Origin of the sequence: Variovorax sp. VaC1 (assembly GCF_043658315.1) — a bacterium.
Classification (GTDB): domain Bacteria; phylum Pseudomonadota; class Gammaproteobacteria; order Burkholderiales; family Burkholderiaceae_C; genus Variovorax.
This window is the reverse complement of the sequence record NZ_JBIGLT010000002.1, coordinates 1-24,068: the sequence shown is the minus strand read 5'-3', so window position 1 is coordinate 24,068 and position 24,068 is coordinate 1. Positions and strand designations below refer to the sequence as shown.

Annotated in this window: 20 protein-coding genes and 1 pseudogene; 13 read left to right on the top strand and 8 right to left on the bottom strand. The window is 67.9% G+C overall.

What is annotated here, in order from left to right; genetic code table 11:
- Position 1: 1 nt before the first annotated feature.
- Positions 2–973 (top strand): SMP-30/gluconolactonase/LRE family protein, encoded by a 972-nt coding sequence (locus ACGLHS_RS07110; RefSeq protein WP_394478241.1) that lies wholly within the window; start codon positions 2–4, stop codon positions 971–973.
- A gap of 76 nt (positions 974–1,049) precedes the next feature.
- Positions 1,050–2,336 carry a guanine deaminase gene (gene guaD / locus ACGLHS_RS07105; protein WP_394478239.1) on the top strand — a complete coding sequence of 429 codons (1,287 nt, stop codon included), beginning with the start codon at positions 1,050–1,052 and terminating at the stop codon, positions 2,334–2,336.
- 19 nt (positions 2,337–2,355) lie between these two features.
- Here the strand turns inward: guaD and ACGLHS_RS07100 are convergent, their stop codons facing one another.
- On the bottom strand, positions 2,356–3,648 hold the full coding sequence (locus ACGLHS_RS07100; protein WP_394478237.1) for a hypothetical protein: 1,293 nt from the start codon (positions 3,646–3,648) through the stop codon (positions 2,356–2,358).
- A 125-nt stretch (positions 3,649–3,773) separates the two neighbouring features.
- Between ACGLHS_RS07100 and dcd the strand changes: the two genes are divergently transcribed.
- The 3 genes from dcd to ACGLHS_RS07085 all read left to right on the top strand — a co-directional run bounded on the left by dcd (position 3,774) and on the right by ACGLHS_RS07085 (position 6,941).
- Positions 3,774–4,340, top strand: coding sequence for a dCTP deaminase (gene dcd, locus ACGLHS_RS07095; RefSeq protein ID WP_093058509.1), 567 nt, complete (start codon positions 3,774–3,776; stop codon positions 4,338–4,340).
- A gap of 109 nt (positions 4,341–4,449) precedes the next feature.
- On the top strand, positions 4,450–5,334 hold the full coding sequence (locus ACGLHS_RS07090) for a neutral zinc metallopeptidase (RefSeq protein ID WP_394478234.1): 885 nt from the start codon (positions 4,450–4,452) through the stop codon (positions 5,332–5,334).
- A 131-nt stretch (positions 5,335–5,465) separates the two neighbouring features.
- Complete coding sequence (locus ACGLHS_RS07085) at positions 5,466–6,941, top strand: DEAD/DEAH box helicase (RefSeq protein ID WP_093238622.1); 1,476 nt, start codon at positions 5,466–5,468, stop codon at positions 6,939–6,941.
- A gap of 154 nt (positions 6,942–7,095) precedes the next feature.
- Here the strand turns inward: ACGLHS_RS07085 and ACGLHS_RS07080 are convergent, their stop codons facing one another.
- From ACGLHS_RS07080 to ACGLHS_RS07060, 5 genes are all read right to left on the bottom strand, one after another.
- On the bottom strand, positions 7,096–7,317 hold the full coding sequence (locus ACGLHS_RS07080) for a hypothetical protein (protein WP_093239422.1): 222 nt from the start codon (positions 7,315–7,317) through the stop codon (positions 7,096–7,098).
- 150 nt (positions 7,318–7,467) lie between these two features.
- Complete coding sequence (locus ACGLHS_RS07075) at positions 7,468–9,090, bottom strand: rhodanese-related sulfurtransferase (RefSeq protein WP_394478232.1); 1,623 nt, start codon at positions 9,088–9,090, stop codon at positions 7,468–7,470.
- Positions 9,087–9,716: a cysteine dioxygenase gene (locus ACGLHS_RS07070; protein ID WP_394478230.1), complete on the bottom strand. Its 630-nt coding sequence runs from the start codon at positions 9,714–9,716 to the stop codon at positions 9,087–9,089. Before ACGLHS_RS07070 ends, ACGLHS_RS07075 begins: the two co-directional genes overlap by 4 nt.
- On the bottom strand, positions 9,713–10,693 hold the full coding sequence (locus ACGLHS_RS07065) for an ABC transporter substrate-binding protein (protein WP_394478228.1): 981 nt from the start codon (positions 10,691–10,693) through the stop codon (positions 9,713–9,715). The genes ACGLHS_RS07070 and ACGLHS_RS07065 overlap by 4 nt, the downstream gene beginning before the upstream one ends.
- The gene (locus ACGLHS_RS07060) at positions 10,690–11,934 is read right to left on the bottom strand and encodes an acyl-CoA dehydrogenase family protein (protein ID WP_394478226.1); all 1,245 of its coding nucleotides are present in this window, start codon (positions 11,932–11,934) and stop codon (positions 10,690–10,692) included. The genes ACGLHS_RS07065 and ACGLHS_RS07060 overlap by 4 nt, the downstream gene beginning before the upstream one ends.
- A gap of 143 nt (positions 11,935–12,077) precedes the next feature.
- On the opposite strand from ACGLHS_RS07060, the gene ACGLHS_RS07055 reads away from it, so the two are divergent.
- The 8 genes from ACGLHS_RS07055 to ACGLHS_RS07020 all read left to right on the top strand — a co-directional run bounded on the left by ACGLHS_RS07055 (position 12,078) and on the right by ACGLHS_RS07020 (position 20,284).
- Entirely contained in the window at positions 12,078–13,079 is a 1,002-nt protein-coding gene (locus ACGLHS_RS07055) for an ABC transporter substrate-binding protein (protein WP_394478224.1), read from the top strand.
- A 40-nt stretch (positions 13,080–13,119) separates the two neighbouring features.
- The gene (locus tag ACGLHS_RS07050) at positions 13,120–14,229 is read left to right on the top strand and encodes an LLM class flavin-dependent oxidoreductase (protein WP_394478222.1); all 1,110 of its coding nucleotides are present in this window, start codon (positions 13,120–13,122) and stop codon (positions 14,227–14,229) included.
- Positions 14,230–14,383: 154 nt separating this feature from the next.
- The gene (locus tag ACGLHS_RS07045) at positions 14,384–15,208 is read left to right on the top strand and encodes a class II aldolase/adducin family protein (protein WP_394478220.1); all 825 of its coding nucleotides are present in this window, start codon (positions 14,384–14,386) and stop codon (positions 15,206–15,208) included.
- A 29-nt stretch (positions 15,209–15,237) separates the two neighbouring features.
- The gene (locus ACGLHS_RS07040; RefSeq protein ID WP_093238634.1) at positions 15,238–16,239 is read left to right on the top strand and encodes an ABC transporter substrate-binding protein; all 1,002 of its coding nucleotides are present in this window, start codon (positions 15,238–15,240) and stop codon (positions 16,237–16,239) included.
- Positions 16,236–17,318 (top strand): ABC transporter permease, encoded by a 1,083-nt coding sequence (locus ACGLHS_RS07035; protein ID WP_394478218.1) that lies wholly within the window; start codon positions 16,236–16,238, stop codon positions 17,316–17,318. The genes ACGLHS_RS07040 and ACGLHS_RS07035 overlap by 4 nt, the downstream gene beginning before the upstream one ends.
- Complete coding sequence (locus ACGLHS_RS07030) at positions 17,312–18,121, top strand: ABC transporter ATP-binding protein (RefSeq protein WP_394478216.1); 810 nt, start codon at positions 17,312–17,314, stop codon at positions 18,119–18,121. Before ACGLHS_RS07035 ends, ACGLHS_RS07030 begins: the two co-directional genes overlap by 7 nt.
- A gap of 1 nt (position 18,122) precedes the next feature.
- Positions 18,123–19,283 carry a c-type cytochrome gene (locus ACGLHS_RS07025; protein WP_394478214.1) on the top strand — a complete coding sequence of 387 codons (1,161 nt, stop codon included), beginning with the start codon at positions 18,123–18,125 and terminating at the stop codon, positions 19,281–19,283.
- Between the two features lie 32 nt (positions 19,284–19,315).
- Complete coding sequence (locus ACGLHS_RS07020; RefSeq protein WP_394478212.1) at positions 19,316–20,284, top strand: ABC transporter substrate-binding protein; 969 nt, start codon at positions 19,316–19,318, stop codon at positions 20,282–20,284.
- A 37-nt stretch (positions 20,285–20,321) separates the two neighbouring features.
- Here ACGLHS_RS07020 and ACGLHS_RS07015 read toward each other — a convergent pair.
- Together ACGLHS_RS07015 and ACGLHS_RS07010 are read right to left on the bottom strand one after the other, a co-directional pair.
- A pseudogene (locus tag ACGLHS_RS07015) lies at positions 20,322–22,439 on the bottom strand (phosphocholine-specific phospholipase C).
- A gap of 432 nt (positions 22,440–22,871) precedes the next feature.
- Positions 22,872–24,068: PLP-dependent aminotransferase family protein (locus tag ACGLHS_RS07010; protein WP_394478210.1), on the bottom strand; the 1,197-nt coding region annotated here is incomplete at its 5' end.

Genomic DNA, 24,068 nt, shown 5'->3' with positions numbered 1-24,068 from the left:
TATGCAGCTGATCGGCGCGCTGCTCGCGCTTGCCACGGCGACGGCGGCCATCGCGGCGCCGCCTGCCGTGCAGGCGCTGCCCGAAGACTGGTATCCGGAAAGCATGGCCATCGGGCCGGACGGCACGTTCTATGTCGGCAGCTGGCGGCAGGGCGCGATCGCGCGGTTGAAGCCGGGCGCCGCGCCGAAGGCCGAGGTGCTGGTCAAGCCCGGCGCCAATGGCCTGGCGAACGGGCAGGGCGTGCTGGTCGATGCGAAACATCGGTCGCTGTGGGTCTGCTCGGGCAACAGCGGCTTCACCACCGTGCCGCAGACGCCGAGCGCGCTCAAGCGCTACGACCTGGCCACCGGTGCGCCGCGCGCAAGCTACGCGATGCCCGACAACGGCTATTGCAACGACCTCGCGCAGGACGCACGCGGCAATCTCTACGTGACGGATTCCTACCACCCGCGCGTGCTGAAGCTCGCGCCCGGCGCCACGGCGCTGACGGTCTGGAAGGAAGACCCGGCGCTGGCCGGGGAGGGGCCCTACAAGGGGCTGAACGGCATCGCCATCGATGGTGGGCGCGATGTGTATGTGAGCCTTGTGGCAGCGGCTTCCTATTTGTTGCGCATCGATCTCGGCGCCGATGGCAAGGCCGGCAAAGTCACGCGCATCGAGGCGCCGCGCACGATGAAGAACGTCGACGCGATCCGCGCCTGGAAGCCCAGCCATCTCGTGCTGTTCGAGAGCAATGCCTTCGGCGACGGGCCCTATGGCGGGCAGATCACCGCGGCGCGCATCGACGGCACGAAGCTGGGCCTGCAGACCGTGGTGGCGGGCCTGAACGATCCGTCTTCGGGCGCGGTGCTGGGGGACACGGTTTATTTCATCGAATCGAAGTACGGGCTGCTGACGAAGCACAAGGACAGCGACCCGCCCATTCCGTCCGGCGTGCCCTTCGACATCCAGTCGCGCGCGCTGCCGCGGTGAGTGCGTTCGGCATATAGCACTCATATGCGCATGGAAATTGCGGCGGCGCGGGGCTGGATTACCCTCCGCAGCCACGATGAAAAAAGCCTACCGCGCCTCCCTCCTGCGATTCGACGCCGCAGGCCAGCCCGTTTTCGATGAAGACGGCCTGCTGGTCGTCGCCCCCGATGCCACCGGCCGCCAGCGCGTGCTCGATGCCGGGAGCCATGCCGCCGTGGCGCCGCGCCATCCCGATGCCGAAGTGACCCACCTGCCGGGGCGCATTCTTGCGCCGGGCTTCGTGGACATGCACATCCACTATCCGCAGACCGACATCATCGGCGCGCCTTCGCCGGGACTGCTGCCCTGGCTGGAGAACTACACCTTTCCGGCCGAAAGCAAGTTCGTCGACCCTGCGCATTCGCGCGAAGTGGCCGACGTGTTCTTCGACGAGCTGCTGCGCAACGGCGTGACCACGTCGCTGACCTTCGCGACCTCGCACGTGGCCTCGGTCGATGCTTTCTTCGAGAGCGCGCAGCGCCGCCAACTGCGCATGGTGACCGGCAAGGTGCTGCAGGACCGCAACTCGCCCGACGGCGTGCGCGACCAGACCGAGCAGAGCCTGATCGATTCCGAAGCGCTGATCCGCAAGTGGCACAACGTCGATCGCCTGGGCTACGCCATCACGCCGCGCTTTGCCCCCACCAGCACCGATGCGCAGATGCGCGGCGCGGGCGAACTGGCGGCGAAGTACGGCGACACCTGGATCCAGTCGCACGTGGCTGAGAACCGTGACGAAGTGCAATGGGCGCGCGAGCTGTACCCCAAGTCGCGCTCTTACCTCGACGTGTACGCGGGCTTCGGCCTGATGCGCGAGCGTGCCGTGTACGCGCACTGCATCTACATCGACGACGAAGACCGCCGCCTGATGCGCGAAACGAAGACGGCAGCCGCAGTGAGCCCCACGAGCAACCTGTTCCTGGGCAGCGGCTTCTTCGACTTCGGCGCGGCCGACCGCATCGAGTCGCCCTATGGGCTGGCAAGCGACGTGGGCGGCGGCACCAGCTTCAGCCCCTTCCACACGATGCTGGCGGCCTACTACGTGGGCCGTGAAGGCCAGACCAAGGCCGGCCTGAGCATCGCGCCCTCGCGGCTGTGGTGGCACCACACCGGCGGCGCGGCGCGTTCGCTGGGGCTCGATGGCGTGGTGGGCAACCTGCAGCCCGGCTGCGAGGCCGACTTCCTGGTGCTCAACCCTTCGGCCACGCCGCTGCTGGCGCGCAAGACCTCGCTGGCGAACAACCTCGAAGAGATGCTGTTCGCGATGATCGTGCTGGGCGACGACCGGCTGGTCGAGCGCACGGTGATTTCGCAGGCGGGCTGACGGGCAGCGTTTGCAGGGCCTACGAGGCCCGGCAGGTCTCGATCAACGACCCACGGTCCGCGCCGGGCCGCAAGGCGGCGATGCGTGCTGCCGCGCTCTGGCATGAAGCCAGCGCCTCGCTTCGCGGTCGTGTGTCGTCGCTGCGGGTGAATTCTCCGAGGTAGGTGTTCGCTATTTCGCGCCAAGGCTCTTGTGGCCAGGATGCGATGGCCTGGAAGAGCGCTGCCTCGCCTTCCTTCCAGACGCGCCCCTGGCTGGACGGGCTGATCGCGCTGACGAGGTTGCGAGCGTAGGCGCCGCCTTCGGCGCACCATGCGAAGCGGCCATTCACCTGCCTGGAGATGGCCTCGACGATGTCCATGCGGCGCTGGGAGAGCGCGTAGCCAAAAAGGCGCTGCAGCGCCCCTTCGCCTGCGCGCAGCGGCGGCGCGCGATGGCTGGCCAGCACCCTCAGCATATCGGTGGGAACGGGGCCTTGTGGCTTGGCGATGGCCCCGGCTTCGCGAAGCGCAAGGGTGGCCGACACGTCTTCCGCCTTCATGAGCCAGGGGGCGTCGTCGTCGCGCTCCGCCAGGCCGACAAAGCAGGCGGTATGGGCGGGGTCGATGCTGGCGCCGCGCCATGACCCGGATTTCTTGGCCTGCTGCTGCGCTTGTTCCAGCGAGCGGTCAAGAATGCGCCACGCGTTGGCCTTGAACGCATCGTCGAGTCGCCCGGAGTAGTCCAGCGCAGCCATGCCGCATGTGTACGCGTCGATCTGCCTCTGGAATTCGGGGGGCACCGTCTTGATGAATTCCAGGCACGCCGTGCCCGCGGTTTCGAGCGCGACGGGATCGTCCGCTTCCATGGCTTCACGAATTGCCGCCAGGTTCTTGTCGTGAGAGTTTCGCCAGGGCGCGAAGGCTACGGCGCCCTTGGCTGCCTCGCGCGCCGCCTCGCGCTCACGCGACCAATCTGACACCGCGCCGAAGCCCATGAACAGGCCCACCGCGCCGAAATACACGATGGAAATCGTTCGGGTCCGCCACGCCAGCGCCGCCGCCAGCAACAAGGCAAGGCCGAAGCCGCTCGCAACGAAACCGGCGCCGGTCCAGAACGACGAGACGGACGAGCCGCCACCGTGGCCGCCGCAGCATCCCCCCGCGATCGCGCCGCCGATCGCACCGGCCAGCGCGACGCCCATCGTCACAAGGCCGATCAGGAACAGCGCCAGGCCGAGCAGCGCCTGGGTCTTGCGCGACATGCGCAACATGCGATCGCCCGGTGCGCCTGGGGTAAGCCCGGCGGGGCGTGGCTGGTTTTCTGGGTTCATGGTCTGTGGCCGGCGCTGCCGCGGGCCCGTCTTGTCGTTGTGCGGGGCAGGATAGCCTCAAGCCGCGCGCGCGAACCGGCATGCCACAATTCGCGCCATTTCCCCCGCAGCAGCAGCGACCGCATATGAGCATCAAGAGCGACAAATGGATCCGGCGCATGGCCGAGCAGAACGGCATGATCGAGCCCTTCGAGCCCGGCCAGGTGCGCGAGAGCGACGGCCACAAGATCATCAGCTACGGCACCTCGAGCTATGGCTACGACATCCGGTGCGCGCCCGAATTCAAGGTCTTCACCAACATCCACAGCACCGTGGTCGACCCGAAGAATTTCGACGAGAAGAGCTTCGTCGACATGCACGGCGACTACTGCATCATCCCGCCCAACAGCTTCGCGCTGGCGCGCACCGTCGAGTACTTCCGCATCCCGCGCAACGTGCTGACCATCTGCCTGGGCAAGAGCACGTATGCGCGCTGCGGGATCATCGTCAACGTGACCCCCTTCGAGCCCGAATGGGAAGGCTACGTGACGCTCGAATTCAGCAACACCACGCCGCTGCCCGCCAAGATCTACGCGGGCGAAGGCTGCGCGCAGGTGCTGTTCTTCGAGAGCGACGAGGTTTGCGAGACCAGCTACAAGGACCGTGGCGGCAAGTACCAGGGTCAGCGCGGCGTGACATTGCCAAAAACCTGACGATCCCGCAGGCCGCGCGCTGACGGCCGGTTACCCCGCCGGGCGCTGGCCCAAGTACCATCCTGCGTCACCGGCAACTACTCCTGCAAAAGCCGGTAAGGAGATCGCGATGAGATGGGAAGGCAACGAACAATCGGACAACGTCGAAGACCGCCGTGACGAAGGTGGTGGTGGTGGCGGCTTCATCGGCGGCCGCGGCATCGGCCTCGGCACCATCGCGGTCGCGCTGATCGCGGGCTGGGTCTTCGGCATCAACCCGCTCACCGTGCTGGGCTTGCTCAGCGGTGGCGGCGGGCCTGCCCAGGTGCAGCAGCAACCCCATCAAGGGCCGGCGCCCAAGCCGCCTTCGGGCGACCGCGAGGCGGCCTTCGTCTCGACCGTGCTGCGCAACACCGAAGTGGTCTGGACGGACATCTTCAAGCAGAACGGCGGCACGTACCACGCGCCCAAGCTGGTGCTGTTCCGCGGCGTCACGCCCACGGCTTGCGGCACCGGGCAATCGGCCATGGGCCCGTTCTACTGCCCCGGCGACCAGAAGGTCTACATCGACCTCGGCTTCTACGACACGCTCAAGAACCAGCTCGGCGCACCGGGCGAGTTCGCGCAGGCCTACGTCATTGCGCACGAGGTCGGCCATCACGTGCAGGACGAGCTGGGCATCACCGCCAAGGTCGACGGCATGCGCAACCGCCTGAGCCAGACGCAGAACAACGCGATGAGCGTGCGCGTCGAGCTGCAGGCCGACTGCTTCGCGGGCGTGTGGGCCCACCACTCGCAAGAGTCGAAGAAGTGGCTTGACCCGGGCGACATCGAGTCCGCCATGAACGCCGCGCAGAAGATCGGCGACGACGCCCTGCAGCGTTCCGCAGGCCGTGCAGTGGTGCCCGACAGCTTCACCCACGGCTCCAGCGCACAGCGCCAGAAGTGGTTCGGCGCGGGTTATCAAAACGGCGACATGAAGTCCTGCGACACCTTCAACGCACGCAGCCTCTGAGCATCGAGGGCCTGAAAGGCCCATTTTCATTGAGCTGATTGCTATTGAATAAATAGCAATTCCGTTGGCGCGGGCGTTGTCATGCGGCCGTCACTGCCGTTTTTTGCGGCAATGCGACAATAGCCGGCTCAATGACAAGTTCCTTCTCCAATCTTTCGCTGGCTGAACCGCTGGCGCGCGCCGTGGCCGAAATGGGCTACGAGACCATGACACCGATCCAGGAGCAGGCCATTCCGGTCGTGCTTTCGGGGCAGGATGTGATGGGCGCCGCCCAGACCGGCACCGGCAAGACGGCGGCGTTCTCGCTCCCGTTGCTGCAGCGCATGCTCAAGCACGAAAACGCCTCGACCTCGCCCGCGCGGCACCCGGTCCGGGCCTTGGTGCTGCTGCCCACGCGCGAGTTGGCCGACCAGGTCGCGCAGCAGATCAAGCTGTACGCCAAGTACACCAACCTGCGCAGCACGGTCGTGTTCGGCGGCATCGACATGAAGCCGCAGACGCTGGAATTGAAGAAGGGCGTCGAGGTGCTGGTCGCCACGCCGGGCCGTCTGCTCGATCACATCGAAGCCAAGAACGCGGTGCTCAACCAGGTCGAGTACGTGGTGCTCGACGAAGCCGACCGCATGCTCGACATCGGCTTCCTGCCCGACCTGCAGCGCATCCTGAGCTACCTGCCCAAGCAGCGCACCACGCTGCTGTTCTCGGCCACGTTCTCGCCCGAAATCAAGCGGCTTGCCAGCAGCTACCTGCAGAACCCGATCACCATCGAGGTGGCGCGGCCGAACGAAACGGCGTCCACCGTCGAGCAGCACTTCTACAGCGTGAGCGACGACGACAAGCGCCGCGCCCTCAAGCAGATCGTCAAGCAGCGCGGCATCACGCAGGCCTTCGTGTTCGTCAACAGCAAGCTCGGCTGCGCGCGCCTCGCACGCTCGCTGGAGCGCGACGGTCTGCGTACCACCGCACTGCATGGCGACAAGAGCCAGGACGAACGCCTGAAGGCGCTCGCCTCGTTCAAGGCCGGCGAAGTCGACCTGCTGGTGTGCACCGACGTCGCGGCCCGCGGCCTCGACATCAAGGACGTGCCGGCGGTGTTCAACTTCGACATCCCGTTCAACGCCGAAGACTACGTGCACCGCATCGGCCGCACGGGCCGTGCCGGCGCTTCCGGCCTGGCCGTGAGCTTTGCGAGCGGTGGCAACGATGCGCGCTTGGTGGCCGACATCGAGAAGCTCATCAAGAAGAAGATCGAGCTCGAACCCGTCGAGTTCGAAGAAGACCGCCCGCGCGGCCGCATCAACGACGGACGCCGTCATTGGCGCGAAGAAGGCGAAGCCGGCGACTCGCGCGACGTGCTCGACCAGCCGCGCGAACGCAGCAGCAGCCTGAGCGGCAGCGACGCGCGCCGTGGTGGGGGCGGACGCCCGCACCGTGCGCCATCGGCACCGCGCGATCCGTTCTTCGACAAGCCCTACGAACCGGGCCAGCCCGACACCACGCCAGCCTGGGAAGCCGCCGCCAAGGCAGCGCCCGCACGTGGCATTTCGAGCAACATCAAGAGCAAGCGCAAGGTCGCGGCGCTCTTCAAGAGCGCAGAGCCGAGCTGATCGGCTCCACCGATGCCGCGCGAAGCCGCGGCATCCATTCCTTCATCCCCTCCAGAAACACCGAGGAACCGGCTTCGCCGGACCTCAGGTGCTGCCTCCGGTAGAGGCGTGGCGTAGCGACACGAAGTACGCGCAGCCTGGCGAGAGGCGAGCCTTACCTCCAGCCGCGGTGCCAACCGTATTGCGGGTGGTGCCAGCCCCAGCCATAGCGCGGGTGATAGGCCCACACGAAGCCCACACCAGGCGACACATAAGTCGGCGCGACATACGCCACGCCCGGAGGCGCTGCGTACACAGGTTGCGCGGGCGCTACCACGCAGCCGGTAAGTGCGGCCGCCAGCGCGGCGGCAGAAACGGCGATGACAGGAAATCTCATGGCAATGCTCCTGGGACAAGTTGTTATCGATGTCCTCAAGCAACGCCCCGTTTCCCCGGTGGATGACCGCCTTTACCCGCGCGAAACACTGTCACCCGCCCGTTGCAAGGGCAGGTCTTCCAAGCCTTTCAAGCAGCTTTCACGCGGCCGCTAGATCATGTTGAAATGATGCGTTCCGTCGCGCCCCAACTGCGCGACGAGGCTGTACTCCCAATCCAGATAGGCCTGCATCGCCTCGGCCGGCGCGTCGGTGCCTTCGTAGGGGCGGCGGTAGCGATCGGTGCGTGGCGTGGCGAGCCGTGTTTCGCCCGATTCGATTTCCAGGCCGGCGGCAAACCATGCCGTGTTGCCGCCCGCCAGCACCAGCACTTCGGCATCGCCCTTGCCGCGTGCATCGAGCAGCGCACGAAGGTCCGCCGCGGCATAGCGTGCGAGCAGGCTGCTGCCGCAGGTCAGCACGTAGCGCTGTGCCGCAGGGATGACGGCATCCAGTGCCTGCCCGAGCTGCGCGCGGATCAGGTACCACGCGCCCGGGATGTGGCGCTTCACGTAGTTGGCGCTGGTGGTCACGTCGATCACGGCCGTGCCGGGTTGCTTCAGCAACGCCGCCAGATCGATCGGCGTGATCTCTCCCACGACGGCGGCAACGGGCGGATAGGCAGACGCAGGCGCGGCCGTTTCGGTCAACGCCGAAGCCGCAGGAACCGCATCCGGCACATAGACCTCCCACCCCATCTGCGCGAGCCACGACGCGCTCATCGACGCACGCACGCCGTCGTCATCGGCCAGCACGATGCGCGCGCCGCGCACCGGTACCTGGTGATCGGTCTCCTGCACCAATTGCCCACCGGGTGCGCTGGCAAAGCCCGGCAGATGGCCCACCGCGTATTCCTCGGGTGTGCGCACATCGAAGCGGTACACCGTGCGGCCCGGTGCTTCGAGCGTCTGCAGCGCATCGAGCGCAATGCGCCGCACGCCGGCGCGATCGGCCACGCGCCGCGCATCGGCCTGTGCCTGCGCGCGGTGCGCATCGGACACCGCCGCCGGTGCCTGCCGGTCGGCCCCGTGGTCGAGCACCTGCCCCGCCAGCTTCCAGCCAATGGTGCCGTTGCGCAGCGCCGCGACCGGATTCGGAATGCCCGCATTCACCAGCGACTGCGTGCCGATGATGCTGCGCGTGCGGCCCGCGCAATTGACGATGACCTGCGTGGCCGGGTCGGGCGCCAGCTCGCGCACGCGCAGCACCAGTTCCGCACCGGGCACGCTGGTGGCCGAAGGAATGCTCATCGTCTGGTATTCGTCGAAGCGGCGCGCGTCGAGCACCACCACATTGGCCTTGCCGTCGACCAGCGCCTTCACTTCGGGCGCGGAAAGCGATGGCGTGTGCCGTTCGTGCTCGACCAGTTCGCCGAAAGATTTGCTCGGCACGTTCACGTCGCGGAACAGCTCACCACCCGCAGCGCGCCAACCCTCGAGGCCGCCTTCGAGCAGGTGCACGTTGCTGTAGCCGAGCGAGGCGAGCGTGTTCGCAGCCAGCGGCGCAAGGTCGATGCCGTCATGCGCGCCATACAGAACGATCAGCGTGTCCCGTCGCGGAATGCGCCGCCAGGCTTCGATCTCGATGCGCGACAGCGCCAGGTTCGCGGCCCACAGCGGATGTTCCTGCGCGAACGGATCTTCTTCGCGCACATCGAGCAGGGCGATTTCTTCGCGAGCAATGAGGCGCTCGCGCACGGCGGCGAAAGAGAGAAGGGGAAATGCGGCAGTCGTCATGCGGGTGTCTGTCTGAGTTCGGCGGAGCGGTCCCACAGGTTGGGGAGCAGCTTGTTGGAGTATCCGGAGACAAAGGGCTTGCGACCGCCCTCGGCCGGGTAAGTATGACGTCGCACGGCCCCGATGTTGGCGCCGTAGACGTGGATGCTGATCGACACGCGGTCCGCGTGCGCGTTGTGCACGCGGTGCAGGTCGCCGACGGTGGGCGACACGGCTTCGACGTCGCCCACATCCAGCCGCACCGCTTCGCCATGCGGCTGTGCCAGCCCATCGGCACCGAAGGCAAAGCCCTGGCTGTATTCCGCGCCGCGCAGCATGCCGATCAGCCCCCACACCGTGTGGTCGTGCACCGGCGTGGCCTGCCCCGGACCCCAGACGAAGCTGACGACCGAAAAGCGCTCGGCGCTGTCCGCATGCAGCAAGAACTGCTGGTAGCGCGCCGGGTCGGGCTGGGCAAAGGCATCGGGCAGCCAGTCGTCGCGCGCGACCAGCGTGCGCAGCAATGCGCCGCCCTCGGCGAGGATGCGCGGCTCGTCGGGCGCGCCGTCGAGCAGCCGGCCGAAGGCGCCGACGAATTCGCGCAGCGGCGCAATCGAAGACGGCGCGATCAAGGAAGGCGCGGTCACGCCGCGCGTTTCCAGAGCTGCGTGTCGGTGATTGCGCGCACGTCCACCCGCACCGGCAGGATGCCGTCGCGTGCCGAGCGGTCGGCCACCGCCTGCAGCGCGACGATGTCTGCCTCGCTCACCGGCCGGCCCGCCACCGAGGCGCGCGCGGTGATGATGCGCGACGACTCGATCGGCAGCCGCGTGAGCTGGGTGTAGGCCTGCGCATAGGCTTCGGGGTTGGCCAGCGCCCAATCGCCCGCGCGGCCCAGCCGGTCGAGAAACTGCACGATGGCCGCGCGCTTGGCCGGGTCGGCCAGCGAATGCTCGCTGGCCGTGATGAAGCCCAGCGCGGTGTTGATGCCGCGCCCGTCGCGCAGGATGCGGCCACCCTGCTGCAGTGCGATCGTGTAATACGGATCGAAGATGGCCCAGGCGTCGATCTGCTTCGATGCAAAGGCAGCGGCCGCATCGGTCGGCAGCACGAACTTCACCGTCACTTCGTCGCGCCGCACGTCGGCTTCTTCGAGTGCGCCGTAAAGCTGGTACTGCGAGATGCTGCCGCGCGCCGACGAGACGATCACCGTCTTGCCGCGCAGGTCGCTCACGCTGCGCAGCGGCGAATTGGGCTGCACCACGATGCCCAGCGAATCGGCCTTGCCGACGCGCGTGGCCACGATCTTCAGCGGCGTCTTGCCGACGGCCGCGGCCAGCACCGGCAGGTCGCCGGCCATCGCGGTGTCGACGGCGGCGCTGCGCTGTGCTTCGAACAGCGGCGCGGCGCCCTGGAAGTTGGCCCAGCGGTAGGCGAAGGGTGCGCCTTCGAGCGTCTTCGATGCCTCGAACAGCGAGCGCAGGCCACCGGCCCGGTCGCCGAGGATCAGCGTGGTCTGAGGTTGTGCGAAGGCGCGCAACGAGGCGGTGGCGGCCAGCGACAGCGCGGCGCCTTGCTTCAGCCAACTGCGGCGGGAAGCATTGGAAAACAGCAGGTCGGTCATGCGGCCACTCCCGCAGCCAGCAGTGCACGCTTGCCCGCCGCGATCAGGATCGCATCGTTCTGCGGCGTATGGATGCGGCTGCACAGCACGTCGCGGTAGTGGCGCTCCAGCGGGTTCTGCCGCGTCAGTCCGTGATTGCCGCTCAGTTGCAGCGCGAGTTCGACCACGCGGATGGCGTTGCCCGTCACGCTGTACTTCAGCAGGCCGCTGTCGGCGGCAGGCTGGGCATGGCCGTGATCGACGGCGCTGGCCGCATCGTCGAGCAGCACACGGTTGGTACGCAGCAGCGCTTCGATTTCGCCCACGTGTTCCTGCACGCGCGGCAGGCTTGCGAGCGGCGCGCCCAGGCTGCCGGGTGCACGGCTGTTCAGGAAGCCGACCAGCCAATCGCGTGCGGCACGGGCCACCGCGTCGTAGAGGCTGCCGAGCAGCACGACCATCCACGCCTGCTGCGTGGCGTGCGCGTCGATGTCGGTCTGGCTGCCGGCATCGGGTGCCCAGTCGGCCGGCGCGCGCAGGTCGACGGCACGGTCGAGGTCGATGGCCACGTTCTCGAACACCACCTCGTGGCTGCCCGAGGCGCGCAGGCCCAGATGGTCCCAGCTCGCGATCACACGCACGCCGGGTGCATGGCGCGGCACCAGGAACACGCCGGTGCGCGGCGAAGCCTCGTCGGTGCGGGCCCACACGGCGAGCCAGGTCAGGCCTTCGATACCGGTGGTGTAGAGCTTGTGGCCGTCGATCTTCCAGCCGTTGCCATCGCGCCGGGCGACGGTGCCGGGCAAACCGCCCCGGGCGGGCGAACCGAGCGCGGGCTCCACGCGCAGCGAGTTGATGAGCGCACCGCGCTCCACCGCATCGCGCGTCACCCGCTCGCGCAGGTGCGACGGCCAGCGGCTGTCGTTGCGCGCCAGTCCGTGGTGCTGCAGGTAGGTCATGGTGAGAATCAGCGCCGTGGCCGGCTCGCCGCGCGCCACAGCGGCAATCACGCGCCGCGCCGTGGCCAGCGTGGCACCGCCACCGCCATGCGCGGCCGGCGCCACCAGGCCGATCAGCCCGTGGGCTTGCAGCGCCGCGAAGTTGTCGTGGGGAAAGGCGCCGCTGCGGTCGTGGTCGGCCGCGGTGGCGGCGAACTGGGCCGACAGCTGTGCCAGCACCGCGTCGTCGACGGTGGCGGGCGGGTGCGGCGGGTGTTGTTCTTCAGGCGTGGCCGACGGGCGGCGCAAGGGGAGTGCACTCATGGTTCCTGCACGGTAACGGGCTGCCAGAGCCCGGAGAACGATGTATCCCGCATATCCAAATTCGGTTTTCTGCGTTCGCTTTCGGCGGCCCTCTCGTTACGGTCTCGTGACTGCCGAAGCAGGAAGAAGAAAGAACTCACCGCATGAAACAGGATTTCCCTCTGGACCGACGCCGCCTGCTGCAAGCCGCCGCCGCATGGGGCGCCACAGCGAGCGCAGGGTGGGTCGGTGCGGCCACGCCATCGCGCGACCTGTCCGGCGTGACGCTGCGTGTGGGTACCTACAAGGGGCTCTGGCGGCCGTTGCTGCAGGCATCGGGGCAGGCGAACACGCCCTACAAGATCGACTGGCGCGAGCTCAACAACGGCGTGCTGCACATCGAGGCCATCAACGGCGACGCGCTCGACCTGGGCTCTGGCAGCGAGATTCCGCCCGTGTTCGCGGCACGCCAGAAGTCCAGCGTGCGGCTCGTGGCCGTCACGCATGAAGATCTGAACAATCAGGCCACACTGGCGCGCAAGGATTCGCCGATCCGCAGCATCGCCGACTTCAAGGGCAAGCGCGTGGGCTACGTGCGCGCCACCACCTCGCACTACTACCTGGCCAAGCAGCTGGCCGAGGCGGGGCTTTCGTTCAGCGACATCCAGGCCGTGAGCCTGACGCCTTCGGACGGCCTCTCGGCCTTTGCGCGGGGCGATCTCGATGCCTGGGCCATCTATGGCTACAACGGCCAGCTGGCGCGCACGCAGTACGGCGCGCGGGTCATCAAGACCGGCGTGGGGTACCTGTCGGGCAACTTCCCGATCTACGCCAACCCGCGCGCGCTCGACGACGCGTTGCGCCGCGCGGCACTCGCCGACCTGCTGCAACGCCTGCAGCGTTCGTTCGCATGGATCAACGGCAACTTCCTGGCCTACGCGCGTGCGCAGTCGGCCGAAACGCGCGTGCCCGTCGGCGACATCGTCGAGCTGTTCAACGGCCGCAGCGGCGACTACAGCCTGGGCCCCGTCAGCGACGCCGTGGTGCGCAGCCACCAGGACGTGGCGGACACCTTCCTGAAGATCGGCGTGCTCGATGGCCCGGCCGATGTGAAGCCCCTGTGGGACCGCAGCTTCGAGAGCGTGCTGCGCCTGCCCGCCGCCTGATTCCCCCTCCACACACACCACCCCGAAAAACGAGGACACCATGAGCCAGAACGACGTTGAATTCATCGGCATGATCCAGGGCCAGAAGGTCTCGGAGATCCACGCCGCCAAGGGCCCGGCCATCGACCGCGACTACGTGCGCGCCTTTGCGCAGGCGCACGAGAACGCCGGCTTCGACCGCGTGCTGGTGCCGCACCATTCGACCAGCCCCGACGCCACGCTCACCGTGGCCTATGCGGCGTCGGTCACCGAGCGCATCCATTTCATGCTGGCGCACCGCCCCGGCTTCGTGGCGCCCACGCTGGCGGCGCGGCAGTTTGCTTCGCTCGACCAGTTCAGCGGCGGCCGGCTCGGCGTGCACTACATCTCGGGCGGCTCCGATGAAGAGCAGCGGCGCGATGGCGACTGGCTCGACCACGACCAGCGCTATGCCCGCACCGACGAATACCTCGACGTGCTGCACAAGGTGTGGACCAGCGAGAAGCCCTTCGACCACGAAGGCGCGCACTACCGTTTCCAGAATGCCTTTTCCGAAGTGAAGCCGGTGCAGACCCGCAACGGCAAGCCGCATGTGCCGGTGTACTTCGGCGGTGCCTCCGAGGCCGCCATTCCGGTTGCCGGCAAGTACGCCGACGTGTACGCGCTGTGGGGCGAGTCGCTCGACCAGGCGCGCGAGCTGACCACGCGCGTGCGCGCCGAAGCGGCGAAGCACGGGCGCAGCGTGCGCTTCTCGGTGTCGTTCCGTCCGATCCTGGCCGAGACCGAAGAGGCCGCATGGGCGCGCGCCGACAGCATCCTGGCCGAGACGAAGCGCCTGCGCGTGGTGCAGGGCTACAACCGGGGCGGGCCGCAGCAGAGCGAAGGTGCCAAGCGCCTGCTGGCTGCTGCGGACAAGGGGCCGCGCCTCGACAAGCGGCTCTGGACCGCCGTGGCGCAAGAGATCGGCGGGCGCTCGAACAGCACCGCGCTGGTCGGCACACCGGAGCAGGTGGCCGATGCGCTGCTCGATTACTACGACCTGGGTGTGACGACTTTCCTGATCCGTGGCTTCGATCCGTTGGAAGACGCGACGGACTACGGCCGCGAGCTGATTCCGCGCACGCGCGAACTGGTCGCGCAGCGCGCGGCCTCCGTTCGTAAGGCAGCCTGACGCTGTCTTTCTCCCTCCCCCTCTGGGGGAGGGCAGGGGTGGGGGTAAGCGGCAATCAATGCCGCGCAGCTTCGAAGGCCGCGCGTGCCCCCATCCCAACCTTCCCCCGGAAGGGGAAGGAGCAAGACCAAGAAACCGAACACGAGGAATCCCCATGAGTGCCGTTCTTTCGATCGACCGCAATGCCGCCCCATCGCTGAAGCTCAACCCGAACCCCCAACAGAAGTACTGGTTCGACCCCATCCCCCCACGCACCAGCGTGCAGGCCGAACGCCGTCACCGGCAAGAGCGCCTGGCCGGTGCCTTCCGCCTGTTCGCGCGCTTCGGCTTCGCACAAGGACTGGCTGGCCACATCACCGCGCGCGACCCCGAGCTGACCGATCACTTCTGGGTCAACCCGCTGGGCGTCCACTTCTCGCGCATCAAGGTGTCCGACCTGCTGCTGGTCAACGCGAAGGGCGAGACCGTCATCGGCGACAGGCCGCTCAACAAGGCCGCCTTTGCCATCCACGCCGCGATCCACGAGCACAACCCGAAGATCGTGGCCGCCGCCCACACGCACTCGACCTACGGCAAGGCCTGGTCCACGCTCGGCCGCAAGCTCGACACCATCACGCAGGACAGCTGCGTGTTCCACGAAGACGTGGCACTGTTCGACGACTTCACCGGCATGGTGGTCGACAGCAGCGAGGGCGACCGCATCGCGCAGGCGTTGGGCGACAGGAAGGGCGCGATCCTCAAGAACCACGGCATCCTGACGGCGGGCCCGACGGTGGAGGCCGCTGCGTGGTGGTACATCGCGCTCGACAACGCCTGCCACACGCAACTGCTGGCCGAGGCCGCCGGCAAGCCGCAGCCCATCGACGAAGCCACCGCACGCCACACGCACAGCCAGATCGGCGGCCCGGAGGGGGCCATCCATTCCTTCGACAGCCTGTACGAAGGCCTGGTCGAAGCCGAGCCCGAGCTGCTGCTCTGAACCCCCAAGAAAAACTTTCGGAGTTGTCGATGAACGCATCCCTTTCCCGCCGCAGCGTGCTGCGCGCAGGCGGCGCCGCCGCCGTGGTCGCCTCGGGCGGGCTGATCGCCTCGCAGGCTTTCTCGCAGCAGTCGCGCAAGCTCACCTTTGCCTGGAACGCGGCGGCCTTCTGCCTCTCGCCCGTGGTGGTGGCGCAGGAGCGCGGCTACTTCGAGCGCAATGGCCTGCAGGTGGACCTGATCAACTACACCGGCTCGACCGACCAGTTGCTGGAGTCGCTGGCCACGGCCAAGGCCGACGCCGCGGTGGGCATGATCCACCGCTGGCTCAAGCCGCTGGAATCGGGCTTCGACGTGAAGATCGTCGGCAGCTCGCACGGCGGCTGCGTGCGGCTGGTGGGGGCAAAGAGCGCGGGCGTGACCGACATCGCCAGCCTCAAGGGAAAGATCATCGGCGTGTCGGACATCGCGAGCCCGGGCAAGAATTTCTTCTCGATCCTGCTGACGAAGAACGGCGTCGATGCCGACCGCGACGTGACGTGGCGCCAGTACCCGGCCGACCTGCTCGACATCGCGGTGAAGAAGGGCGAGATCCACGCCATTGCCGACGGCGACCCCAACGTCTACTTGATCGAGAAGCGCAACAAGGGCGTGTTCGTCGAGGTCGCGAGCAACCTCTCGGGCGAGTACAAGGACAAGGTCTGCTGCATCGTCGGCGCGCGCGGCGAACTCGTGCGCAAGGACAAGGCGACCGTGGCCGCGCTCGTGCGCGCCATCGCGCAGGCCTCGGACTACGTGGCCGAGAACCCGAACGAATCGGCCAAGCTCTTCGCCAAGTATTCGCCGAACGTGCCGGTGGAAGACCTGCGCGCGCTGCTGGGCACGCTTACGCACAGCCACCATCCGCTGGGCAGGAACCTGCGCGACGAGGTGGAGTTCTATGCGCGCGATTTCCGTGGCGTCGGCGTGTTGAAGAAGACCACCGACCCGGTGCGCTTCGCCGAGCACGTCTCCTACGACCCGCTGGCATGAGCACCCCCGATCCGGCCCTGGGCTTCGACTCCCTCCCCTTCCGGGGGAGGGCTGGGGTGGGGGCAGCGGCGCCCGCACGCGCACAGGCCTCCGCGTCGACACCGCACCGCACCTTTGCGGCCGCGCCCGCATGGCGCAGCGGCTTTGCCGCCGCCGTCGCATGGTTCGCACTGGGCCTGCTCACGGTCTACTGGCCCAACAAGGCCGTCGGCTTCAGCGACTGGGCCTACACCGACGAGTTCGGCATCGCTGCCATCGTCGCCGGTGCATTGCTGCTGGCCGCGGCGTTGCTCGGCTCTCGGGCCGGCCGCGTCGGGCGCGTGCTGCGGCCCGCCGGGCCGTGGCTCGTCGCGCTGCCGCTGCTGTTCGCCCTCTGGGAGATCGCGACCGCCAAGCTCGCTCTGCTGCCCACGCCTTTCTTCGCACCGCCGCAAAGCCTGGTCGAAACCTACATCGACGACTGGCGCCGCCTCGGCGAAAGCCTGCTGCATTCGACCCGGCTGCTCGCGCACGGCTTTGTGCTGGGCGCGCTCGCGGGCTTTCTCACGGGCGTGACCATCGGCTGGTCGCGCATCGCGGGCTACTGGGTGCATCCGGTGCTGCGCTTCGTCGGCCCGGTGCCGGCATCGGCATTGCTGCCGCTGGCGTTCTTCTTCTTTCCGTCAAGCTACGCGGCAGCCGTGTTCCTCATCGCGCTGGCCACGGGCTTTCCGGTGGCGGTGCTCACGTGGTCGGGCGTGGCGGGTGTCAACCGCAACTACTACGACGTGGCGCGCACCATGGGCGCGAGCGAGCGCTTCCTGGTGCTGCGCGTGGCGATTCCTGCCGCGCTGCCGCAAGTGTTCGTCGGCCTCTTCATGGGCTTGGGCGCGGCCTTCTCGGTGTTGGTCACGGCCGAGATGATGGGCGTGAAGGCCGGGTTGGGCTTCTATCTGTCGTGGGCGCAGGGCTGGGCCTCGTACTCGAACATGTACGCGGCGCTGATCGTCATGGCTGTGCTGTGCTCGGGTCTCATCACGCTGCTCTTCAAGGTGCGCGACCGCGTTCTGTCGTGGCAGAAAGGGACTGTGAAATGGTAGAGGCCGTCACCAGTAGCACCGCCGCCGCCGAGCCGGGCGTTCGCAAGCCCGGCGCGCACATCGACATTCGCGGCGTGAGCCACTGGTTCGATGTGCCGGCGGGGCCATTGCAGGTGCTCGACGACATCGATCTCACCGTGAAGCCCGGTGAGTTCGTCGCGCTCCTGGGCCCGAGCGGCTGCGGCAAATCGACCTTGCTGCGGCTGGTGGCCGGTCTCGAGCCCGCCACGGCCGGCCGCATCACGCAGGACGACGCTCCGATCACGCGGCCCGATCCGTCGCGCATCGTCGTCTTCCAGGACCCGACGCTCTATCCCTGGCGCAGCGTGTGGGACAACGTGGCGCTGGGCCTGCAGGCGCGCGGCGTGCTCAAGGCGCAGCGCGGGCGTGTGGACGAAGCGCTGAGGCTCGTGGGCCTCACCGACTTCGCAAAGGCCTTTCCGCACCAGCTCTCGGGCGGCATGGCGCAGCGCGTGGCGCTGGCGCGTGCGCTGGTCAACGACCCGCAACTGCTGGTGCTCGACGAGCCGCTCGGCAAGCTCGACTCGCTCACGCGCATCGCGATGCAGAGCGAGCTGGTCAACCTGTGGCAGCGCGCGGGCTTCTCGGCGCTGCTGGTCACGCACGATGTGGAAGAGGCGCTGTTCCTGGCCAACCGCGTGATCGTGCTGAGCGACCGGCCGGCACGCATTGCGGCCGAGATCGTGGTCGACCTGCCGTACCCGCGCCATCGCGGCCATGCGCGGCTGGCCGAGTTGCGCCACGAAGCGCTGCGCCACCTGGGGCTCGACGCGACCTGGTGACATGAACAGCAAGCCCGAGGCCGATTGGCTCAACCTGCTGATCGGCCTGCTTCAGGGCGCTCAACTGCAGTTGCTGCGCGTGCTCGATGCGCTGGGGCTTGCGACGCGGGTGCATGGCCAGCCCGCATGGCCGTGGGCGCATCGGCTGTCGGGCGAGAACCTGCTGATCGACCTGGGGCAGGCGCGCAGCCTCGCGTGGACGCTGGTGTTCGTCGCCGTGGCGGTGGTCGCGTTGCTGCTTGCGCTGCTTTGGCGGCGCCCGCGCTACTACCTTTTTGCGCTGGTGCCGATGCTGTTGATCGCGGCGCCCTGGCCCGACGCGAACGTGGTGCTGGTGCCCGCGACGCCCACGAGCTTTCAGCAATCGCCCACGGGCTTCACGGCAGCATCCATCGCGCAGGGCCGGGCGCTCTACGACCAGCATTGCGTTGCCTGCCACGGAGCAGATGGCAAGGGCGAAGGCCCGCTCGCAGCGTCGCTGGCCATGTGGCCGCCCAATCTCAGCGGCCCACTGCTGTGGCGGCGTGCCGATGGCGATCTGCTCTGGCGCATTCTTCACGGCACGCGCGATGCGCAGCAAGGCAAGTTCACGATGCCCAGCTTCGGCGGCAAGCTGGACGAAGCCGACGCCTGGGCCCTGATCGATTTCATGAAGGCGCAGGGCGCGGGCCAGAGCCTGCGTGCGCTGGGCAACTGGCCGCAGCCCATCGGCCTGCCCGACATGGCGGTGCGATGCGGCATCAAGCCACCGCGTCAACTCGCGAGCTGGCGCGGGCAGCGGCTGCGCATCGTGGCCGGCAACTTTGCACCGCCGGAAGACCCGAGGGTGGTCACCGTGATGTTGAGGCCGCCGTCATCACACGCATCCACTTCTGCCGATTGCGTGGCCGATTCGTCCGCCGCATGGGAGGCGTTGGCCCTGATCGCCGGCACCGACCAGCTCGACGGCACGCAACTCATCGCCGACCGCGACGGCTGGTTGCGTGCGCGCGGCGAGCCCGGCAAGGCGGGCTGGTCCGACGACGACCTGCTGTGCCGCAGCGAGCGTCTGCCTGTGCCATCGACGAAGGCCATTGCCGGCACCGGCGACGGACTGGGCGCACTGATCGCCCGCATGGACGCCGAGCCCGTGCGCTTCGTCAAGGGCGGCTTCATCCACTGATTTTCTTTCCATCGAACGACACCGGAGAACCCATGAACAAACACCTCGACAGATCGCGCAGGCAACTCATCACCCACGGCCTTGCCGCAGCCACGGCAGCGTTGCCCGCCTTCTCGCTGCAGGCTCGTGCGCAGGCGCGGCCCGTGCTCAAGGCCGGCGACCAGAAAGGCGGCCTGCGCGCGCTGCTCGAAGCGGCCAACGGACTCGAAGGCCTGGGCTACGACATCCAGTGGTCCGAGTTCCCCGCCGCCGCGCCATTGGCCGAGGCGCTGAATGCGGCGGCGGTCGATTCCGGCCCCATCGGCGACGCGCCGCTGATCTTCGCGCTCGCGGCGGGCACGCGGGTCAAGGCCATCGGTGCGAACCGGTCCGACTCGTACGGCACGGCCGTGCTGGTGCGCCCCGATTCACCGCTGAAGAGCGCGGCCGACCTCAGGGGCAAGAGCGTGGCGACCAACCGCGGCTCCATCGGCCACTACGTCACGCTCAAGGCCATCACCGCAGCGGGGCTCAAGCCCGAGGACGTGAACATCCGCTTTCTTGCGCCGGCCGATGCCAAGCTCGCGCTGACGCAGGGCTCGGTCGATGCGTGGGCCACCTGGGAGCCCTACACCGCGCTGGCCGAGGTCAGCCACCATGCGCGCGTGCTGGTCAGCGGGCGCGGCCTGCTGCCGGGGCTGAGCTACCTTGCGGCGACCGATGCGGCCATTGCCGCCAAGCGGCCGGTGCTGCAGGACTTTCTGCAGCGCGTGGTGAAGGCGCAGCTCTGGTCGTACCGCAACGTCGATGCCTACTCGGCCGCGCTCGCACGCATCATCGGCATCCCGCCAGAAGCCGCCAAACTGCAGTTCGAGCGCCGCCAGCAGAAGTGGGTGGCCATCGACGCGCAGGTCATCGCCGACCAGCAGGGCACGGCGGACTTCTATCGGCAGGTCGGGCTCATCAGGCAGCCGCTCGATGTGAAGAGTACCTTCGACACCGGCTTCGGCGTGGCTGGCTGATTCGCCGTTGCCGGGGTGGGTGAGGCCGTGGGTCGATTCAGGTCACCGTGAGCACAGGGGCGGTCGCCGCGGGGTCGCTGATGCTGGGCTGTCCGGTCTCGACGTGCCCCGCAATGCGGCGCTGGTAGCTGGCGGTATCGCTCACGCCGACCACCAGGTCGTACCAGCCGCCGCAGCATGAAAGATCCCACCGGTCGTCCTGGCTCGCCCCGGCCTGCAGGGTGTAGGTGCGGGTACCGAGCCCGTAGGCCTGGTCGGTCACCGTGAGCGTGACGGCGGTAGACCGGTTGTTCTTCAGCGTCAGGTAGACGTTGCCGTTGGACACGTCATAGCAGGTGACAACCTCCGGCCCGGCCGTGCCGTCGGTGGTCGCGGCACCTGCAAAGCGCCGGAAGAAACCGTTCGGCCCATGAACGCTCAGCTGGTAGGGCGTTTGCGCATTGAGGGGCCATGCGTCCGTCAACTGCTTGCCGGCCTCGACGCTGTAGCTGCGCGGCGCGACCGAGGCATCGCTCGAATACACCCAGAAGTGCGCGCCCTGCGTGCCGGTGTTGGCAAAGGTGATCGCGTAGCTCGCACCCTTCGGGTCCTGCTGGCCATTGACGTGCAATTCATAAGGCAGCGCCCGCGCCGGGCGCGTGCCTGCCTCCTGCGCCAGCAGTGTTTGCGCCGTGCCCGCCGCGGGTGCCGCTTACGCGGTGGTTCGCGCGCACTGCGCATCGGCCGACGCGATATAGCCCGAGGTGTTCGGCAGCTTGGGAACCGCCGCGTCGGACGCCGCGAAATTGAACGCCGACGTCAGGTCGCCGGAGATGGCGCGGCGCCATGGCGAGAGGTTAGGTTCCTTCACGCCGAATCGCTGTTCGATGAAGCGGATCACCGACGTGTGATCGAAGACCTGCGAACACACGAAGCCACCCTTGCTCCACGGCGACACCACCGTCATCGGCACCCGCGGGCCGAAGCCGTAGGGCAGGTTGTCCGCGGTGTAGGTCGAGGTCTGGAACTGATTCACCAGGTCGTGGCGCTCCAGGTCGATGTTCACCGTGCTCATGCCGGTGCCGGCCACGGTCGGCGCCTGCGGCGGCATGATGTGATCGAAGAAGCCGTCGTTCTCGTCGTACGTGATGAACAGCACCGTCTTGCTCCACACCGCCGGATTCGACGTCAGCGCATCCAGGATGCTCGCGATGTATTCGGCACCGTACAGCGGCGTGTACTTGGGGTGCTCCGAATAGGCCGCCGGCGGCAGCAGCCACGAAACCTGCGGCAGCTGATTGGCCTGCACGTCGAGCTTGAGTTGCTGGACGGTCCGCGTCGACATGCCCCGCTGCTGCAGGGAAGAGCCTGCCGGTGCATTCACGAAGTTGGCAAAGCAGGCCAGCATGTTGGTGCCGTAGTTGCCCGTGAACGCGTCGAAGTCCGTGCCTTGCTGGTAGATCTGCCAGGAAATCCCGGCGGCTTCGAGCCGCTCCGGGTAGGTCGTCCAGGTGAAGGGCGCCATCTTCTGGGTATCGAACTGGTTGTCGATGTAGTCGATGTTGTCCATCAGCGGCCCGCCGCCGGTGCCCTTGGGATCGACCATGCCCGTCATCAGGTACATGCGATTCGGATGGGTGTTGCCCGGGATCGAGCAGAAGTAGTTGTCGCAAACGGTGAAGGCGTCGGCGAGCGCGTAGTGAAAGGGGATGTCTTCGCGGACGTGGTAGCCCATCGTCATGTTGGTCTTCTGTACCGCCCACTGGTCCGCCCGCCCGCCGTGCAGGGCTGCCTGCGTCGTGCCCCAGGTGTGCGGCAGGCCGCCGATGCATTGCGCGTTGACGCCGGGCTGGGTGGTGTCGTAGCGAAACGGCAGCACGGTCTTGGTCGGGTCTTCCTTGCGCGGCTGGAACCACACCGGCAGGCCATTGGGCAGGGCCAGCGGAAAGCGGTCGTTGTAGCCGCGCACGCCCTTCAGGTGCCCCAGGTAATGGTCGAAGGAGCGGTTCTCCTGCATGAAGACCACGATGTGCTCGACGTCCTGGATCGTGCCGGTCACCGAGTTGGGTTCGACGGCCAGCGCCTTGCGAATGGCGTCCGGAAACACGGTCATGGCCGCGGCGGCGCCGGCCATGCTGGCGGACACCTTCAGGAATTTGCGACGGTTGTTCATCATGATCGGGCGGTACTCAGGACGACGAGGCCGTCGGCGGGCAACTCATCTTGACGGCCGTGGTGGCGCCACATGCGTTGACGGGGTTGTTGGGATGCGGGTCCGCCGGGGGCGGGGCCGGGGTGGGGTCTGGAACGACCGGAATCGGGCCCGGGCGGAAGTCGTTGCTTGCGGAGCCTCCGCACGAAGCGAGCAATGCGCTGATCGACAGCGCAAAGCAAGCAGACCAAACCTTCATCTTCATGAATATCCTTTTGCCCGTGGAGGTCTTTGCACGGGGAGGACGTTAGTGATCGGGCGTGACCGACGCGTGTCGGAAGGGTTACGGTTTTGCGTCGCGGCAGTTTTTTACGGCCGGATCGAGGGGTACTGCCGCGACGGTTGCAGTCAGCGATGGGCTGGCTTCTTCTTTCCCTGAACGAAGAAATTCCTGCCTCAAGAGGCCGCCGCGCGCGCCAGCTGCGACAGCCGCTTGACCAGCGGCTCGAACAGCTCGGCCGGCGTGTTGCCGTAGCCCAGCACCAGCCCGTTGTCCGATGGTGTGGGCTGCATCGCGAAGCCCGACAGCGGCGATGGCGCGATGCGATGGCGCAGCGCATCGGCGGCGATCCGCCGGTCGTCGAAGCGCTCTGGCAGGCGCACGGTCAGGTGCAGGCCGCAATGGCCGCCGTCGATCTCGTGCGGCACCTTGAAGTGCTTGCCCAGCGCGAGCCGCAAGGCCTGCTGCCGGTCGCGGTACAGCCGCCGCATGCGGCCCAGGTGCCGGCTGAACTGGCCGCTTTCGATGAAGTCGGCCATGGCCAGCTGCTCGTGGCGGTGGCCGCCGCGCAGCATTTCTTCCAGCGGCGCGCGCACGGCGGCCGCGAGCTGTTCGGGCAGCACCAGGAAGCCCAGGCGCAGCGACGGAAACATGGTCTTGCTGAAGGTGCCGACGTAGAGCACCGGCGCCTGCGGCACCAGCCCCTGCATCGCGCCGATGGGCTCGCCGTTGTGGCGGAACTCGCTGTCGTAGTCGTCCTCGATGATCCAGGCGCCGTGGTGGCGCGCCTGCGCGATCAGCGCCAGCCGGCGCGCGATGCTCAGCACCGTGCCGGCCGGGTACTGGTGCGAGGGCGTGGTGTAGATCAGCCGGGGCGGGTGCTTCTGCCAGTCGCGCTCGCTCACGCACAGGCCTTCGGCATCGAGCCGCAGCGGCACGATGCGCAGGTCGCCCGCGTGCATGGCCGCCTTCGCGCCGCGGTAGCCCGGGTCTTCGACCCAACCGATCTCGCCGGGGTTCGACAGCAGCCGCACGCACAGCGTGATGGCCTCTTGCGCGCCTTCGGCAATGACGACCTGGTGCGGCTCGCAGCGCACGCCGCGTGCAATGGCCAGGTGCCGCGCGATGGCGGCACGCAACGGCGGCTCGCCCAGCGGATCGCCATAGCCGAGCGTGGCGGGGCTGGCGCCGCGCATCGCGCGGTCGAGCGAGCGCCGCCATGCGGCCATGGGGAAGTGCGACAGCGCGGGCACGCCAGGGCGCAGGGCGGCTTCCTGCCCGGCGCGCGACGCACCCGGCACGATGTGGGCCAGGCGCTGCCCGCTTCGTATAGGTCGCCCTTGCAGCCGGCCTGTGCCAGCGTGGTCGCAAGC